The sequence below is a fragment of the Actinophytocola sediminis genome (assembly GCF_054779715.1).
The window spans coordinates 95,638-110,141 of sequence record NZ_BAAGXS010000066.1 but is presented as its reverse complement, the minus strand read 5'-3'; the positions used below and the strand labels follow the sequence as shown (position 1 = coordinate 110,141).

15 protein-coding genes are annotated in these 14,504 nt (G+C 70.9%); 9 read left to right on the top strand and 6 right to left on the bottom strand.

All coding sequences use genetic code 11. The features are described 5' to 3' along the window. From ACYVIP_RS31470 to ACYVIP_RS31455, 4 genes are all read left to right on the top strand, one after another. Nucleotides 1-284 (top strand): acetyl-CoA carboxylase biotin carboxyl carrier protein (locus tag ACYVIP_RS31470; RefSeq protein ID WP_460402934.1); only part of this gene is annotated, 284 nt, incomplete at its 5' end. Nucleotides 285-294: 10 nt separating this feature from the next. Continuing rightward, nucleotides 295-1,647, top strand: a complete 1,353-nt coding sequence (gene accC, locus ACYVIP_RS31465; protein ID WP_460402932.1) for an acetyl-CoA carboxylase biotin carboxylase subunit — start codon at nucleotides 295-297, stop codon at nucleotides 1,645-1,647. 68 nt (nucleotides 1,648-1,715) lie between these two features. Then, entirely contained in the window at nucleotides 1,716-2,354 is a 639-nt protein-coding gene (locus tag ACYVIP_RS31460) for a TetR/AcrR family transcriptional regulator (protein WP_460402930.1), read from the top strand. Next, nucleotides 2,351-3,106 carry a sugar isomerase domain-containing protein gene (locus tag ACYVIP_RS31455; protein WP_460402928.1) on the top strand — a complete coding sequence of 252 codons (756 nt, stop codon included), beginning with the start codon at nucleotides 2,351-2,353 and terminating at the stop codon, nucleotides 3,104-3,106. Before ACYVIP_RS31460 ends, ACYVIP_RS31455 begins: the two co-directional genes overlap by 4 nt. Here the strand turns inward: ACYVIP_RS31455 and ACYVIP_RS31450 are convergent. Further along, on the bottom strand, nucleotides 3,103-3,576 hold the full coding sequence (locus tag ACYVIP_RS31450; RefSeq protein ID WP_460402926.1) for a cupin domain-containing protein: 474 nt from the start codon (nucleotides 3,574-3,576) through the stop codon (nucleotides 3,103-3,105). The genes ACYVIP_RS31455 and ACYVIP_RS31450 overlap by 4 nt on opposite strands. Before the next feature lie 30 nt (nucleotides 3,577-3,606). On the opposite strand from ACYVIP_RS31450, the gene ACYVIP_RS31445 reads away from it, so the two are divergent. Next, nucleotides 3,607-4,644, top strand: coding sequence for a dihydrofolate reductase family protein (locus ACYVIP_RS31445; protein WP_460402943.1), 1,038 nt, complete (start codon nucleotides 3,607-3,609; stop codon nucleotides 4,642-4,644). Here the strand turns inward: ACYVIP_RS31445 and ACYVIP_RS31440 are convergent. From ACYVIP_RS31440 to kstD, 5 genes are read right to left on the bottom strand one after another with little or no spacing between them, the layout of a single operon-like run. Further along, nucleotides 4,628-5,494 carry a MaoC/PaaZ C-terminal domain-containing protein gene (locus ACYVIP_RS31440; protein ID WP_460402924.1) on the bottom strand — a complete coding sequence of 289 codons (867 nt, stop codon included), beginning with the start codon at nucleotides 5,492-5,494 and terminating at the stop codon, nucleotides 4,628-4,630. The genes ACYVIP_RS31445 and ACYVIP_RS31440 overlap by 17 nt on opposite strands. An 8-nt stretch (nucleotides 5,495-5,502) precedes the next feature. Beyond that, the gene (locus ACYVIP_RS31435; protein WP_460402922.1) at nucleotides 5,503-6,531 is read right to left on the bottom strand and encodes a 2Fe-2S iron-sulfur cluster-binding protein; all 1,029 of its coding nucleotides are present in this window, start codon (nucleotides 6,529-6,531) and stop codon (nucleotides 5,503-5,505) included. After that, complete coding sequence (locus tag ACYVIP_RS31430) at nucleotides 6,524-6,847, bottom strand: hypothetical protein (RefSeq protein WP_460402920.1); 324 nt, start codon at nucleotides 6,845-6,847, stop codon at nucleotides 6,524-6,526. Before ACYVIP_RS31430 ends, ACYVIP_RS31435 begins: the two co-directional genes overlap by 8 nt. After that, complete coding sequence (locus tag ACYVIP_RS31425) at nucleotides 6,844-7,974, bottom strand: Rieske 2Fe-2S domain-containing protein (RefSeq protein WP_460402918.1); 1,131 nt, start codon at nucleotides 7,972-7,974, stop codon at nucleotides 6,844-6,846. Before ACYVIP_RS31425 ends, ACYVIP_RS31430 begins: the two co-directional genes overlap by 4 nt. Then, nucleotides 7,964-9,637: a 3-oxosteroid 1-dehydrogenase gene (kstD, locus tag ACYVIP_RS31420; protein ID WP_460402916.1), complete on the bottom strand. Its 1,674-nt coding sequence runs from the start codon at nucleotides 9,635-9,637 to the stop codon at nucleotides 7,964-7,966. Before kstD ends, ACYVIP_RS31425 begins: the two co-directional genes overlap by 11 nt. 34 nt (nucleotides 9,638-9,671) lie before the next feature. Between kstD and ACYVIP_RS31415 the strand changes: the two genes are divergently transcribed. The 4 genes from ACYVIP_RS31415 to hsaC all read left to right on the top strand — a co-directional run bounded on the left by ACYVIP_RS31415 (nucleotide 9,672) and on the right by hsaC (nucleotide 14,411). Then, a complete protein-coding gene (locus ACYVIP_RS31415; RefSeq protein WP_460402914.1) occupies nucleotides 9,672-11,255 on the top strand; it encodes an FAD-binding protein in 1,584 nt (527 codons plus the stop codon). Nucleotides 11,256-11,521: 266 nt separating this feature from the next. Then, nucleotides 11,522-12,685, top strand: coding sequence for a 3-hydroxy-9,10-secoandrosta-1,3,5(10)-triene-9,17-dione monooxygenase oxygenase subunit (gene hsaA / locus ACYVIP_RS31410; RefSeq protein WP_460402912.1), 1,164 nt, complete (start codon nucleotides 11,522-11,524; stop codon nucleotides 12,683-12,685). Continuing rightward, nucleotides 12,676-13,512, top strand: a complete 837-nt coding sequence (gene hsaD, locus ACYVIP_RS31405) for a 4,5:9,10-diseco-3-hydroxy-5,9,17-trioxoandrosta-1(10),2-diene-4-oate hydrolase (protein ID WP_460402910.1) — start codon at nucleotides 12,676-12,678, stop codon at nucleotides 13,510-13,512. Before hsaA ends, hsaD begins: the two co-directional genes overlap by 10 nt. Further along, on the top strand, nucleotides 13,512-14,411 hold the full coding sequence (gene hsaC, locus ACYVIP_RS31400; RefSeq protein ID WP_460402908.1) for an iron-dependent extradiol dioxygenase HsaC: 900 nt from the start codon (nucleotides 13,512-13,514) through the stop codon (nucleotides 14,409-14,411). Before hsaD ends, hsaC begins: the two co-directional genes overlap by 1 nt. The last annotated feature ends 93 nt before the right edge of the window (nucleotides 14,412-14,504 follow it).

Below are 14,504 nucleotides of genomic sequence, written 5' to 3'. Positions count from 1 at the left end.
CCGCGCCGGCCGGGCCGCCGCTGAACGCGGCCACCGTCGGCACGTTCTACCGCTCACCCGCGCCGGGCGCGCCGCCGTTCGTGACCGAGGGCGACGAGGTCTCGCCCGGCCAGCAGGTGGCGATCATCGAGGCGATGAAGCTGATGCTGCCGGTGGAGGCCGAGCGCGGCGGGCGAATCGCCGAGGTGCTGGTCGCCGACGGCGAGGGCGTCGAGTACGGCCAGCCGTTGTTCCGGCTGACCGCCGGGGAGTCTGAGCAAGCGGAATCCGAGCTCGCAGCCTGAAGGGTGCCCGATGTTCGCCAAGATCCTGATCGCCAACCGAGGTGAGATCGCGGTGCGAGTGCTGCGAGCCTGCCGCGAGCTCGGCGTCCGCACGGTCGCCGTCCACTCCACCGAGGACGCCGACTCGGCGGTCGTGCGGATGGCCGACGAGGCCGTCCAGATCGGCCCGGCGCCGCCGAGGCAGAGCTACCTCAACGCGGCCGCGGTGATCGAGGCGGCCCGGATCACCGGCGCCGACGCGATCCACCCCGGTTACGGCTTCCTGTCCGAGGACGCCGACTTCGCCGAGGTGTGTCACGCGGAGGGGATCACGTTCATCGGCCCGCCGCCCCCGGTGATGGCCCAGCTCGGGGACAAGACCTCGGCCCGCGCGGCGATGACCGCCGCCGGCCTGCCGCTGCTGCCGGGCAGCGTCGAGCCGCTGGCCGACGCGGAGTCGGCCAAGCGGCTGGCCGACGAGATCGGCTACCCGGTGATCATCAAGGCGGCGGCGGGCGGTGGCGGGCGCGGCATGTCCATCGTGGACGACGCGGCCAAGTTCACCAGGTCCTACCAGACCACCAGGGCCACCGCGCTGCAGCTGTTCGGCGACGCGCGGGTCTACGTCGAGCGGTATCTGCCATCGGCGCGGCACGTGGAGATCCAGGTGCTCGCCGACACCCACGGCAACGCGATCCACCTCGGCGAGCGGGACTGTTCGGTGCAGCGCCGCCACCAGAAGCTGGTCGAGGAGACCCCCGCGCCCGGACTGCCGGCCGAGCTGACCGCGCGGATGGGCGCCGCGGCCGTGGCCGGGGTGCGGGCCAGCGGCTACGTCGGCGCCGGCACGTTCGAGTTCCTCGTGGACACCGAGAACGACTTCTACTTCATGGAGGTCAACTGCCGGATCCAGGTGGAACACCCGGTGACCGAGATGGTGACCGGGGTGGACCTGATCGCCGAGCAGTTGCGAGTGGCCGCCGGCGAGCGGCTGCGGCTGAGCCAGGAGGACGTCGTGCTGCGCGGCGCGGCGATCGAGTGCCGGGTGAACGTCGAGGACCCACGGCGCGACTTCGCGCCGGCACCGGGACGGCTGACCGAGTTCACCCCGCCCGGCGGGCCGTTCGTGCGGGTCGACACCCACGGGTACACCGGCTACAAGGTGCCGGCCAACTACGACTCGCTGCTCGCGAAGGTGATCACCTGGGCGCCGGACCGGGACGGCGCGATCGCGCGGATGCGCCGGGCGTTGGCCGAGTTCACGATCGACGGGCCCGGAGTGCACACCACCCGGGAATTCCTCGACCGCGTGCTCGCCGATCAGCACTTTGCCGAGGGCAAGCACGACACGTCGCTGGTAGCACGCCTGCTCGAGGGCTCCTGACCTTCATTGTCCCCCCGGTCGGCCTGCCATTACCCTGAATCGAATCGGTACCGATTGGGGGTTGGAAAATGGCGGGAAACGGCACTGTCGCGCGCCGCACATATGCGGGGCGTTCGGCTGCCGACCGACGAGCCGAGCGCCGGGAACGGTTGCTCGACGCCGGTCTGGAGCTGTTCGGCACCGCTGGCTACGCGGCGGCGTCGATCGAGAAACTGTGCACGCACGCCGGCGTGTCCACGCGGAATTTCTACGAGGAGTTCGCCAGCCGCGAGGACCTGCTGATGGCGCTGCACGACCGAATCATCGAGCAGGCGTTCCAGGCGGTACTCAACGCACTGTCCGATGGGGAGGACGCGCCGCTGCGGGAGCGGTTCGAGTTGGCGGTACGGGCGTTCATCACCACGACCGCGAGTGATCCCCGGTGGGCTCGGCTGTCCTATGTGGAGGTGATCGGGGTCAGCAACACCGTCGAGAAACACCGGATCGCCTGGCGCGAGCGGTGGGCGGAGTTCCTCGAGTCCGAGGCCAACCGCGCGGTGGTCCGCGGTGAGGCGGCGCCGCGCTCGTTCGAGCTGGCGGTGGTGGCGTTGATCGGCTCGGTGAACGAGCTGGTGCACCACTGGTCGATCAGCGGCGGGCAGGGTTCGCTCGACGCGGTGATCGCCGAGATCGTGCGGGTCGCGATGGCGGCGGTGACGGCCCCGTGACCCTGTCCGCGCAGACAAGTGCCGCAGAACTGTTACGGCTGCTCGGCCTGGTGGTCGACTCGTCGACGACCTCGGTGGCGCGGGCGGCGACGTTGTTCGCCGACTGCGTGCGCGCCGACGGGGTGATCCACGCGTTCGGCACCGGCCACTCGCAGGGCACCGCGCTGGAGGTCGCCGGCCGGGCGGGCGGGCTGATTCCGACCAACCGGATCGCGCTGGCCGACCTGGTGCAGTTCGGCGGGGAGGACCCGTCGGTGCTGGCCGACCCGATGCTCGAGCGCCGGGGCGATGTCGCCGCGCGGCTCTACGAGCTGGCCGCGCCCCACCCGCAGGACCTGTTCGTGATCGCCTCCAGCTCCGGGGTGAACCCGTCGGTGGTGGAGATGGCGCACGTGGTCAAGCGAGCGGGACACCAGCTGGTGGTGATCACCTCGGTGCAGCACAGCACCCGGGTCGCGGCCAAGCACGAGTCCGGCAAGCGGCTGGCCGACCTGGCCGATGTCACCCTGGACAACGGCGCGCCGTTCGGTGACACGCTGCTCGAGCTGCCGGACGGCACCTCCGCGGGTGCGGTGTCGTCGCTGTCGGCCGCGCTGCTGGTGCAGCTGGTGGTCGCGGACACCGTCCGGCTGCTGCTGGAGGCCGGGGTCACGCCGCCGGTCTACGTCTCCAACAACGTCCCCGGCGGCCACGAACGCAACCTCACCCTCGAAGCCCACTACGCGGGACGCATCCGGCGCACCGCCAGCTAGACCATGTACTGGTCGTGGCTGGCCAGGAACTCGGTCCGCTCCTCGGGAGTCAGCTGGCGGCCGGAGTCGGCCAGCTCCGCCAGCGCGCGGAAGTACCGCTCCCGAGGAGGGGCCGGGGCGAACAGGATCAGCATCGACGCCGGCTCGTCGGAGTTGTTGCCGAAGGCGTGGATGCCGCCCTGGGGGACGTACAGGAAGTCGCCCTTGGTCGCCGACACCCAGTACTCGCCGTTGAACAGCCGCACGGTGCCCTCCATGATGAAGAACGACTCCGAGAAGGTCCGGTGGAAATGGGCCGCCGGGCCACCGGCCTGTGGAGCCATGTCGTACTGGAACATGCCGAACTCGCCGTTGGTCACCTCGCCGGTGGCCACGAACGCGTTGCGCACCGTCGGCCGGACCAACGTCTCCACCTCACCGATCGGCCGGTAGGTCGCGTTGACCTCGCCGGCCTCCCCCAGGTAGGTCATGGAACTCCCGTCATCTGGTTCTATGGACGAATCATGAACCGTCCATATGTGCTGCTCAGCGCCGCGATGTCGATCGACGGCCACCTCGACGACGCTACCGACGAGCGGCTCGTGCTGTCCAACGACGCCGACTGGGACCGGGTCGACGAGGTCCGCGCGAGCTGCGACGCGATCCTCGTCGGGGCCAACACCATCCGCAGGGACAATCCCCGGCTGGTCATCCGCTCGCCGGCAAGGCGAGCGCGCCGGGTGGCCGACGGCCTGCCGGCCGACCCGATCAAGGTCACCCTGAGCCGGTCGGGCGACCTCGATCCGAACGCGGCGTTCTTCACCGTGGGGGACGGCGAGAAGCTGGTGTACGCCGACCTGGACGTGCTGCTCGGCGACCTGGCCGCGCGCGGGGTCCGGCGGCTCATGGTCGAGGGCGGCACGACCATGCACACCGAGTTCCTCACCCGGGGCCTTGCCGACGAGCTGCACCTGGTGGTCGCCCCGTTCTTCGTCGGCGACCCGGCCGCGCCCCGGCTGGTCCACGATGGACGGTTCAGGTGGACGGCCGGACATCCGGCGACCCTCGCCGAGGTCCGCAAGATCGGGAACGTGGTGCTGCACCGCTACCTGCTCAGTGAGTCCGAAGTGGATCGTCACTGGCTGGCGCTGGCGGTCGAGCTGTCCAGGTCGTGCCCGCCGTCGGACACCGCGTTCGCCGTCGGCGCGGTCGTGGTGGACGCGCGCGGCGAGGAGATCGCGCGCGGCTACTCGCGGGAGACCGACGACCGGGTGCACGCCGAGGAGGCCGCGCTCGCCAAGCTGGACCCGGCCGACCCCCGGCTGGCGACCGCGACCATCTACAGCTCGCTCGAACCGTGCAGCCGGCGCAGTTCCCGGCCGCGCACCTGTACCCAGCTGATCCTGGACGCCGGCATCCCCCGGGTGGTGTTCGCGTTGCGCGAGCCGCCGACGTTCGTCGACGGCGAGGGTGCCGAACTGCTCGCCGCCGCCGGGCGCACGGTGGTCGAACGGCCCGATCTCGCCGACGCGGTACGGGAGATCAACCAGCCGGGGTGAGCGTGAGCACGGTGTCGGTGAGTACCGGCGCGTCGTCGCGCTGCACAGCGGTCGCGGTGGCCACCAGCTGGTCGCTCTCGGCCCACACGCGCACGCGCAGCGTCTCCCCGGGGTAGCACACGCCGGCGAACCTGGTCGCCACCCCGGCCACCCGGCCGACCGCGCCGGCCAGCACCGAGTCCACAATGGACTTGCAGACGACGCCGTAGGTGCACAGGCCGTGCAGGATCGGCCGGGCGAACCCGGCGAGCGCGGCGAACTCCGGGTCGGCGTGCAGCGGGTTGCGGTCGCCCGACAGCCGGTACAGCAACGCCTGCTGCGGCAGCGTCGGCACCTCCAGCACCTCGTCGGGCGCGCGCGTGGGCACCACCGGCTCGGTCGCCGGGCCCCGGTGGCCGCCGAACCCGCCCTCGTCCCGGACGAAGATGCTCGACAACGCGGTCCACAGTGGAGTGTCGGCCGAGCTGACCGAGGTCTCCTGCACGATCACCGCGGCCTTGCCCTTGTCCAGCACGTCGACGATGCGCCTGCTGGCGACCGCGTCACCCGCGGCCGGGATCGGGCCGTGCACGGTGATCGACTGGGTGCCGTGCAGCACCTTGCGCAGGTCGACGTCGATGCCGGGGAACCGCACGGCCGGCGGGGAGAAGTCGCGGATTCCCGGCGCCACCACCCCGAAGGTCGGCAGCACCACCAGCCGGTCCTCGAGCACGTAGCGCAGCTCGCGCGGGTCGGTCGCGAGCGCGCCCGCGCCGAGACCGAGGTGGTACAGGAGCACGTCGGAACTGGTCCAGGAGAACGCCGTCTCGCCGAGATCGGCGCCGATGGCGACAGTCGGATCGATGGGCAAGCTGACCCCTACTCGTAGCTGACCTCGACAGCGTCGGTCACCGGCACCGCCTGGCAGGCGAGGATGATGCCCTCCTCGATGTCCTCGTCCTCCAGCACACCGTTGTTGAGCAACTTCACCTCCCCGGACACCAGCCGGCACGCGCACGCACTGCACGCGCCCTCACGGCACGAGTAGGGCGCGTCCAGGTCATTGTCCAACAACAGGTCCAACAGCTTGCGCCCGGCCGGCCAGTCGAGCCGGTGGGTGGTGCCGTCCAGGGAGACCTCGACCGTGCCCGGCGCCCGGTCGTCGGCCGCGAAGTCTACTTCGGACCGTTCGAACGGGTTGCCGCCCAACGAGGTGAACCGTTCCAGATGCACCCTGCCGGACGGCATGCCGAGCCCGGCCAGTGCCGAGCGGGCCAGGTCCATGAACGGCTTCGGCCCGCAGACGAACGCCGCGCGCTCCCGGTAGGGCGCGGCCAGCGTGGCCAGCGCGCCGACGCTTGGCAGGCCCTGCACGGACTCCAGCCAGTGCAGCACCGCGAACCGCTCCGGGTGCTCGGCGACCAACCGGTTCAACTCACCGGCGAAGATGACCGACTGGTCGTCGCGGTTGGCGTACATCAGGGTCACCCGGCCGGAGCCGGCCGCCAGCACGGACTTCACGATGGAGATGACCGGCGTGACCCCGCTGCCGGCGGCCAACAGCAGCAGGTCGTCGTCAAGTGACTTCGGGGTGAACACGCCGGCCGGGGGCAGGCAGTCCAGCTCGGTGCCCGGCCGGACCTGGTCGACGATCCAGGACGAGCCGTACCCGGTGCGCTTGACGGTGACCCGCAGCCGGTCGTCGGTGTGCGGCGAGCTGGACAGCGAGTAGCAGCGGGCCATCGAACCGCTGCCGTCGTCGGGAATCCGCACGGTCAGGAACTGGCCAGGCCGGTAGCTGAACCGGTCGGCGTCCTCGGTGTCCACATCGAACACCAGGGTGCACGCGTCGGCCGTCTCGGTGACCACCTCGGCCACCCGCAACCGGTAGGCCCGCTGCTCAGCCATGTCCGTTCTCCCCGTCCGGCACCGGCAACACCCCGGCGGCCACCGCGTGTTCGATGGCCCGGCGCAGCTTCTCGCAGGTGTCGATCCGGGCGCTCAGCTCGCCGGCCGCCACCCGCTGCGCGAACTCCGGACAGGACGCCGCCGGCGCGCCGCGCCACTGCACGCTGGTCTGCCGGTGACTCGACTTGCGCACCAGCACCTCGCTCGGGCAACCGCCGCAGCGCACCGGGGTCAGCCCGGACTCCAGGAACTCCCTGGTGTCGGCCGAGGTGGCCGCTGGGTCGCGGTGTGCCGGCGCCTTCGCCCACCTGGTCACGAGACCTCGGCCTCCCGGCGGGCAAGGTTCTCCGCGACCTCCCGCTCCCACACCTCGTTGGCCCGCGTCGTGTCCACCTCGAACTCGAAGCGGTTGGTCATCTCCTCGGTCACGTCCTCGACGTCCACATAGAACTGTTCGTACCAGCGGCGAAGCTGGTAGACCGGGCCGTCCTCCTCGCACAGCAGCGGGTTGTCGATGCGGGTCTTGTTGCGCCAGATCTCCACGTCCTGCAGGAAACCGACGCCGAAGCTGCGCGCGAGCTTGCCGGCGATCTTGGCCGCCTGCTCGTCCGGCAGGCCGGGCAACCTGCGCACGCTCACCCCCCACTGCAGGACGAACGAGTCGGCGGTGACCGGGTAGTGGCAGTTGATCAGCACGGTCTCGATGGTGGTGCCGTGGTAGTCCTGCCACAGGTCGTTGATCATGTAGGAGGGTCCGTAGTAGGAGGCCTCCGACTTCAGGGTGACGCCGTCGGCCGAGTAGCTCGACCCGGACCCGATGTCCGGGCGGGCGCGGGAGTTCAGGTACTGGGTGGCGACGTGGCCCTCGAACACGTTCTTGAAGTAGGTCGGGAACGCGAAGTGGATGTAGAAGAAGTGCGCCATGTCGACGATGTTGTCGATGATCTCGCGGCAGTTCGAGCCCTCGATGCGCACCGTGTCCCAGGTCCACTCGCTCCACTCAGGACCGGAAGCTCCGCGCGCCTCGGGGATCGCCAGCTGGTCGGGCGGCGGGTTGCCCTGCGGGTCATGCCAGACGAACAGCTGCTTGTTGCGCTCGAGGCTCAGCCACGACCTGGTCTTGGCTCGCAGCGGAATCCGCTTGGCGTAGGGGATGCCGACACAGCGACCGGTGCCCGCCCAGCGCCAGTCGTGGAAGGGGCAGGCGATCGCCTCCCCCTTGACCGTGCCCTGGGACAGGTCGCCGCCCATGTGCCGGCAGTAGGCGTCGAGCACGTTGAGGGTGCCGTCGTCGGTGGCGAACACGACGAGCTTGGTGCCGAACGCCTCCACGGCATGGGGTTTGCCGTCGCGGAAGCTCTCGGCCAGGCCGAGGCAGTGCCAGCCGCGGGCGAACCTGGTCCGCGGGGCGCCGACGTCGATGGTGCGCACGCTACTGGTCATCGTCGGGCTCCTGATCTCGCTGCAGGATATCCCGCACGGCGAGATATCCGAAGGTCATCGCCGGGCCCAACGTCGCGCCCGGCCCGGCATAGGACCGGCCCATCACCGGCGCGCTCGCGTTGCCCGCCGCGTACAGACCGGGGATCACGGTGCCGTCGGCCCGCAGCACCCTGGCGGTGCCGTCGGTCCGCAGCCCGCCTTTGGTGCCCAGATCGCCCGGCACGATCCGGATGGCGTAGAACGGCGGCTTGCCGATCGCGCCGAGACAGGGGTTCGGCCGGTTGCGTGGGTCGCCGTAGTACCGGTCGTAGGCGCTCTCCCCGCGCCGGAAGTCGCTGTCCACACCGGACTCAGCGAACCCGTTGAACCGGGCGACCGTACTGGCGAGCGCGTCGCCAGGCACGCCGATCGCCTCGGCCAGTCCACCGATCGTCGGTGACCGGTGGATCGCGCCGAACTCGTACCAGCGGCGCGGGAACGGTTGCCGTGGCCCGAGTCCGGCGAAGGTGTAGCGGTTGCGGTAGCGCTGGTCGGCGATCAGCCAGGCCGGGATGTGGCTCACCTCGTCGGAGTGGTTGTCGTACATGGCATGCACCGCGTCGACGTAGGGCGCGGCCTCGTTGACGAACCGCGCACCCGCTTGGTTGACCAGCACACAGCCGGGCAGCGTGCGCTCGGCCAGGCAGAAGTAGGGCCCGCGCGGCAACATCACCGACGGCCCCCACCAGGCGTCGTCCATGACCGCGACCGCCGCACCGAGGCGCATGCCGGCATCAATGCCGTCGCCGGTGTTCCCGGCCGCACCGACTGTCCACTCAGTACCGATTGGGGCGCGCTGGTGCTCCTTGCGCAGCCGCTCGTTGTGCTCGAACCCGCCGGTGGTGAGCAGTACGCCCCGGCGCGCGGTGATCGGCCCCTTTGCGGTGCGCACGCCGACCACCCGGCCGTCGTCGACCAGCAGGTCGGTGCACGCGGTGTCCAGCCACAGCGGGACCTCCGCGGCGCGCAGGCCGGCGCGCAGGCCGGCGGCCAGCGCCTGGCCCATGGTCAGCAGCCGCCTGCGGGTCAGCAGCGAGAACGCCCGGCGCGCGGCGACCCGGCCGGTGCGCAGCAGGCCGCGCGGGTGGCGGGCCATGAGGTTCATCCAGCGGTAGTCGGCCTGGGTGACGGCCATGCCGGTCGGCGCGCGCAGGTAGGGCGGGGCGAGGGTGTCGATGTCCTCGCCGAGCACTCTGGCGTCCAGCGGGCGGGGTTCGATGGAACGGCCGGTCGGCAGGCCGCCGGGGGCCTCGGGGTAGTAGTCGGGGTAGTCGGTGACCCAGCGCAGCCGCAGCGGGGTGTTGGCCAGCACGAAGTCGACCATCTCCGGACCGGCGTCCAGGAACGCGCGCCGGAGCTCCGCCGGCACGTCGTCGCCGCCGGTGATGTGGCTGAGGTAGGCGTGCGCCTTCTCCGGGGTGTCGGCGATGCCGGCGGCGCGGATGACCGCGTTGTTGGGAACCCACATCCCACCGCCGGAGCGGGCGGTCGAGCCGCCGAAGTGGCTGCCCTTCTCGATGAGGAGGGTGTCCAGGCCGTGGCGCGCGGCCGTGAGCGCGGCGGTCATCCCGGCCGCGCCCGCGCCGACGACGACCACGTCCACGGTCGTTCCAGCTGTGCTCATGAGGCCCATATTAGAACAGGTTATAGTTTTTCACATGCCCCAGGACTGGGATGAGCACGCGGATGTCGTCATCGTGGGTTTCGGCGGCGCCGGCGCGTGCGCCGCGATCGAGGCCGCCGGGACCGGCGCGGAGGTCCTGATCCTGGACCGGTTCACCGGTGGCGGGGCCACCGCGGTGTCCGGCGGAGTGGTGTACGCCGGCGGCGGGACGGCGGTACAGCAGGCGGCCGGCGTGTCCGACTCGGTGCCGGCGATGTACGACTACCTGGCCCAGGAGGTCGGCGACGCGGTGTCGCCGGCGACGTTGCGGGAGTTCTGCGCGTCGAGCGCGGCGATGATCGACTGGTTGGCCGACCACGGCGTGCCGTTCGACCCGAGCCTGTGCCCGTTCAAGACCTCCTATCCGCCGAACGACTACTACCTCTACTACTCGGGCAGCGAGCTGGCCTGGCCTTTTCGGTCGCTGGCCGAGCCGGCGCCCCGAGGCCACCGGGCCAACGGCCGGGGCACGTCGGGCCGGGCGCTGTTCGCCGCGCTGTCCACGGCGGCCACGTCGGTGGCCCGGTTTCGCCCGCGCACCAGGGTGGTGGGGTTGGTGCTGGCGGCCGGTCGGGTGGTCGGCGTCGAGTGCCGCACGCTGGCCGCGCCGCGCCGGGTCGTGCGCCGGTTCGACCGGCTGACCCGGTTGGCCACCAAGCCGGGACTGTACGTCCCGGCGCTGGCCAGGCGGCTGCGCCGGCGCGTCGCGGCCATCGAGGAGCGGTGGTCCAAGCCGTACTTCGTGGCCGCCCGGCGCGGCGTGATCCTGTCGGCCGGCGGGTTCGTGACCAACCGGGAGCTGATGCGCGCCAACGCCCCCGGCTACCGCGGCGGCCTCCCGCTCGGCACCCAGGGCGACGACGGTGCCGGTATCCGGCTGGGGGTCGAGGCGGGTGGGGCGACGGCACGGATGTCGTCGGTGTCCGCCTGGCGGTTCCTCACCCCGCCGAGCGCGTTCCTGCGCGGGGCGCTGGTCGACCAGACCGGGCGCCGGTTCGTCGACGAGTCGAGTTACGGGGCGGCGATCGGTTCGCGGTTGGTGGCCGGAGGTGGGCGGGCGTGGTTGCTGGTTGATCAACCGATCGTGTCGCGGGCGCGGCGGGAGCTGCGGGCCGAGACGCTGTGGTTCCAGCGGTGGCAGGCGCGGTATCTGTTGGGGTGGGGGCGGGTTCGCGGGTCGAGCGTGGCGGAGGTGGCCCGGCGGGCCGGGGTGTCGGCGGCGGGGCTGGCCGAGACCGTCGCGGCCTACGGGCGCGGGCGCGACGAGTTCGGCAAGGATCCGGCGCTGGTCGCGCCGTTGGCGACGCCGCCGTACACGTTGATCGACTTCTCCTTCGGGCCGAAGCTGGGGAATCCGTGCCCGATCCTGACGTTGGGCGGGCTGGTGGTGGCGGAGGCGAGTGGGCAGGTGCTGGACGCCGACGGCGCCGCGGTCGCGGGGCTGTATGCCGCTGGCCGCAACGCCGTCGGCGTGTGCGCCAACTCGTATGTGAGCGGCCTGTCACTGGCGGACTGTGTGTTCTCCGGCCGGAGAGCGGGCCGCCACGCGGGACAGGCTCAGGCCGATCTCGCGAGCTGAGCGGTCAGCTCATGCTTCGCCTCCGACCGACCCGTCGAGATGCTTCGTCAACAGCTCGGTGATCCGGTCCTGACCGGCTCGTCCACCTTCCGTTCCACGCGCGCCAGTCGCTCGTGGAGTTCAACGGACTCCGTCATGCGGACCCCCCTTTCGATCAGCTGCGCCGCCAATCTTGCACGAGCTCCGGACGAACGCAAAATGGTTGTCCACAGGTTGTCCACAGGGCAACATTCGACAAAAACAAGAACGTGTTCTAGTCTCGTCACGTGACCGAACAGGTGCTCGCCAACGTCCGGGAACTGCTCCCCGCCTTCCGCGACCGCGCGCAGGACACCGAGGACGCCCGGCGCGTCTCCGAGGAGTCGATCAAGACCCTCCGCCAGACCGGGTTCTTCCGGCTCCTGGCGCCGATCCGCTACGGCGGCCTCGAGTCCCATCCCAACCTCTTCTACCGCGCCGTCCGCGACATCGCCGGCGCCTGCGGCTCGACCGGGTGGGTCGCCGCCGTGCTCGGGTGCCACCCGTGGCAGTTGGGGCTGTTCGACGACCGTGCCCAGCAAGAGGTCTGGGCCGAGAACGAGGACACGCTCGTCTCCTCCTCCTACGCACCGATGGGCCGGGCCACCCCGGTCGACGGCGGCTTCCAGTTCACCGGACGCTGGTCGTTCTCCTCCGGCTGCGACCACGCGGACTGGGTGCTGCTCGGCGGCCTCGTGCTCGACGACGATGGCAACCCGACCGACTTCCGCACCTTCCTGCTCCCCGGCGCGGACTACGCGATCGACGACGTCTGGGACACGATCGGCCTGCGGGGCACCGGAAGCAACGACATCATCGTCGACAAGGTCTTCGTGCCGGAGTACCGCACCCTCTCGTTCACCGAGACCGGGCGCTGCCAGGGACCCGGCCAGGCCGTCAACCCCGGCCCGCTCTACCGCCTGCCGTTCGCCTCGGTGTTCTCCTGCTCGATCTCGGTGCCGGTGGTCGGGATGGCGCAGGGCGCCTACGACGCCTACGTCGAGCACACCCGCGCGCGGGTACGCGCCTCGACCGGCGGCCGGGCCGCGGAGGACACGTTCAACCAGGTGCGCATCGCCGAGGCGGCAAGCAAGATCGATGCCGCGGTGCTCCAGATCGAGCGGAACCTCGACCAGCAGATGGAACTGGCCACCGCCGGCGAGAAGATCCCGTTCCCCCTTCGGGTTCGCACCCGGCGCGACCAGGTCAACGCGACCAGCTCGGCCATCGCCGCCGTCGACCGGCTCTTCGAGAGCGCTGGCGGCCGCGCGCTGAAGGCCGGCACGCCGATCCAGCGGTTCTGGCGCGACGCGCACGCCGGCCGGGTGCACGCGATCAACGACCCGGAGAAGGCACTCGCCATGTACGGCCAGGCACAGCTCGAACTGAAGGTGCAGGACGCGTGGATCTGAGGGAAGACAACGTCGACGTCGGTGGTTTTCGGCTGCACTACTACGAACAGGGCACCGGCGAGGCCCTGGTGCTGCTGCACGGCGGCGGGCCGGGCGCCTCCGGGTGGAGCAACTTCGGACCCAACCTGCCCGTGTTCGCCAAGCGGTTCCGCACGCTGCTGGTCGACCAGCCGGGTTACGGCGACTCCGACCGGCCCGCGATCACCAAGCAGTACTACGGTTTCGCCGCCGACGCGCTCGTGCGGCTGCTGGACGAGCGCAGCATCGAGCGGGCGCACGTGGTCGGCAACTCACTCGGCGGCGGCACCGCGGTCCGCCTCGCGCTCGACCATCCCGACCGCGCGGGCAGGCTCGTGCTCATGGCCCCTGGCGGGCTGAACCTCTCGGTGTTCGCCCCCGACCCGACCGAGGGCATCAAACGGCTCTACCAGTTCGCCGCGCCGCCCGGGCCGAGCAAGGAGAAGCTCGCGAGCTTCCTGCGCACCCTGGTGCACGACCAGGCTCTGGTCACCGACGAGCTCGTTGACGAACGGTACGCCAACGCCGCCGACCCGGGGGCCATCGCGGCGATGGCCGCCATGGGCGCCTCCTTCGCCGCGCACCCGGAGCAGGGCATGCTCTGGCGCGAGGCCCATCGGCTGCGCCAGCGGGTGCTGCTGATCTGGGGCCGGGAGGATCGGGTGAACCCGCTCGACGGCGCACTCGTTGCCCTCAAAACGATCCCGCGCGCCCAGCTGCACGTGTTCAGCCGATGTGGACACTGGGCGCAGCTGGAGCGGTTCGCCGAGTTCAACCGACTTGTCCTGGACTTCCTCGGAGGTGAGTGATGGGCATCCGGTCGCTGGGTTACCTGCGCATCGAGGCGACCGACGTCGCACGGTGGCGGGAGTTCGGCCTCAAGGTCCTCGGCATGGTCGAGGGCAAGGGCCCCAACCAGGACGCGCTGTACCTGCGGATGGACGACTTCCCCGCGCGGCTGGTGATCCTGCCGGGGGAAACCGACCGGCTGGCGGCCTCCGGCTGGGAGGTCGCGCATGTCGCCGAACTCGGTGAGGTCTGCGGGCGGCTGGAAGCCGCCGGCGTGCCCTACAAGGAAGGGACGCCAGAGCAGCACGCGGACCGCCGGGTCGACCAGATGATCACCTTCGAGGACCCGTCCGGCAACACCCTCGAGGTGTTCCACGGCGCGGCACTCGAACACCGGCGGGTGGTTTCCCCTTACGGACACCGGTTCGTCACCGGTGAGCAGGGGCTCGGGCATGTCGTACTGTCCACACGGGACGACGCGGAGGCGTTGGCCTTCTACCGTGACGTCCTCGGTTTCCGGCTGCGGGACTCGATGCGGTTGCCGCCACAGCTCGTCGGCCGCCCGGCCGACGGCGAGCCGGCCTGGTTGCGGTTCTTCGGCTGCAACCCCCGCCACCACAGCCTGGCGTTCCTCCCGATGCCGACCCCGTCGGGCATCGTGCACCTGATGGTCGAGGTCGAGTCGACCGACGACGTCGGCCTGTGCCACGACCGCGCCCTGCGCCGCGAGGTGCCGATGTCGGCGACCCTCGGCCGGCACGTGAACGACCTGATGCTCTCGTTCTACATGAAGACCCCCGGCGGCTTCGACGTCGAGTTCGGCTGCGAGGGCCGCCAGGTCGAGGACGAGTCCTGGATCGCGCGCGAGAGCACCGCGGTCTCCTTGTGGGGCCACGACTTCTCCATTACCACCCGCTGACCGCGGGAGTCCACCACTTCCCGACACGTGGGTGCCGGCGACAACTGTCCCTCGGCGGCAGACGGACCTGCGGTGATAGCCCATGCAGGGCAT

What these genes read in the sequence shown, in the direction of transcription:
- accC (WP_460402932.1), top strand. Translation starts at nt 295, where the DNA reads ATGTTCGCCAAGATCCTGATCGCCAACCGAGGTGAGATCGCGGTGCGA.
- ACYVIP_RS31460 (WP_460402930.1), top strand. Translation starts at nt 1,716, where the DNA reads ATGGCGGGAAACGGCACTGTCGCGCGCCGCACATATGCGGGGCGTTCG.
- ACYVIP_RS31450 (WP_460402926.1), bottom strand. Translation starts at nt 3,576, where the DNA reads ATGACCTACCTGGGGGAGGCCGGCGAGGTCAACGCGACCTACCGGCCG.
- ACYVIP_RS31435 (WP_460402922.1), bottom strand. Translation starts at nt 6,531, where the DNA reads ATGGCTGAGCAGCGGGCCTACCGGTTGCGGGTGGCCGAGGTGGTCACC.
- ACYVIP_RS31425 (WP_460402918.1), bottom strand. Translation starts at nt 7,974, where the DNA reads ATGACCAGTAGCGTGCGCACCATCGACGTCGGCGCCCCGCGGACCAGG.
- kstD (WP_460402916.1), bottom strand. Translation starts at nt 9,637, where the DNA reads ATGAGCACAGCTGGAACGACCGTGGACGTGGTCGTCGTCGGCGCGGGC.
- ACYVIP_RS31415 (WP_460402914.1), top strand. Translation starts at nt 9,672, where the DNA reads ATGCCCCAGGACTGGGATGAGCACGCGGATGTCGTCATCGTGGGTTTC.
- hsaC (WP_460402908.1), top strand. Translation starts at nt 13,512, where the DNA reads ATGGGCATCCGGTCGCTGGGTTACCTGCGCATCGAGGCGACCGACGTC.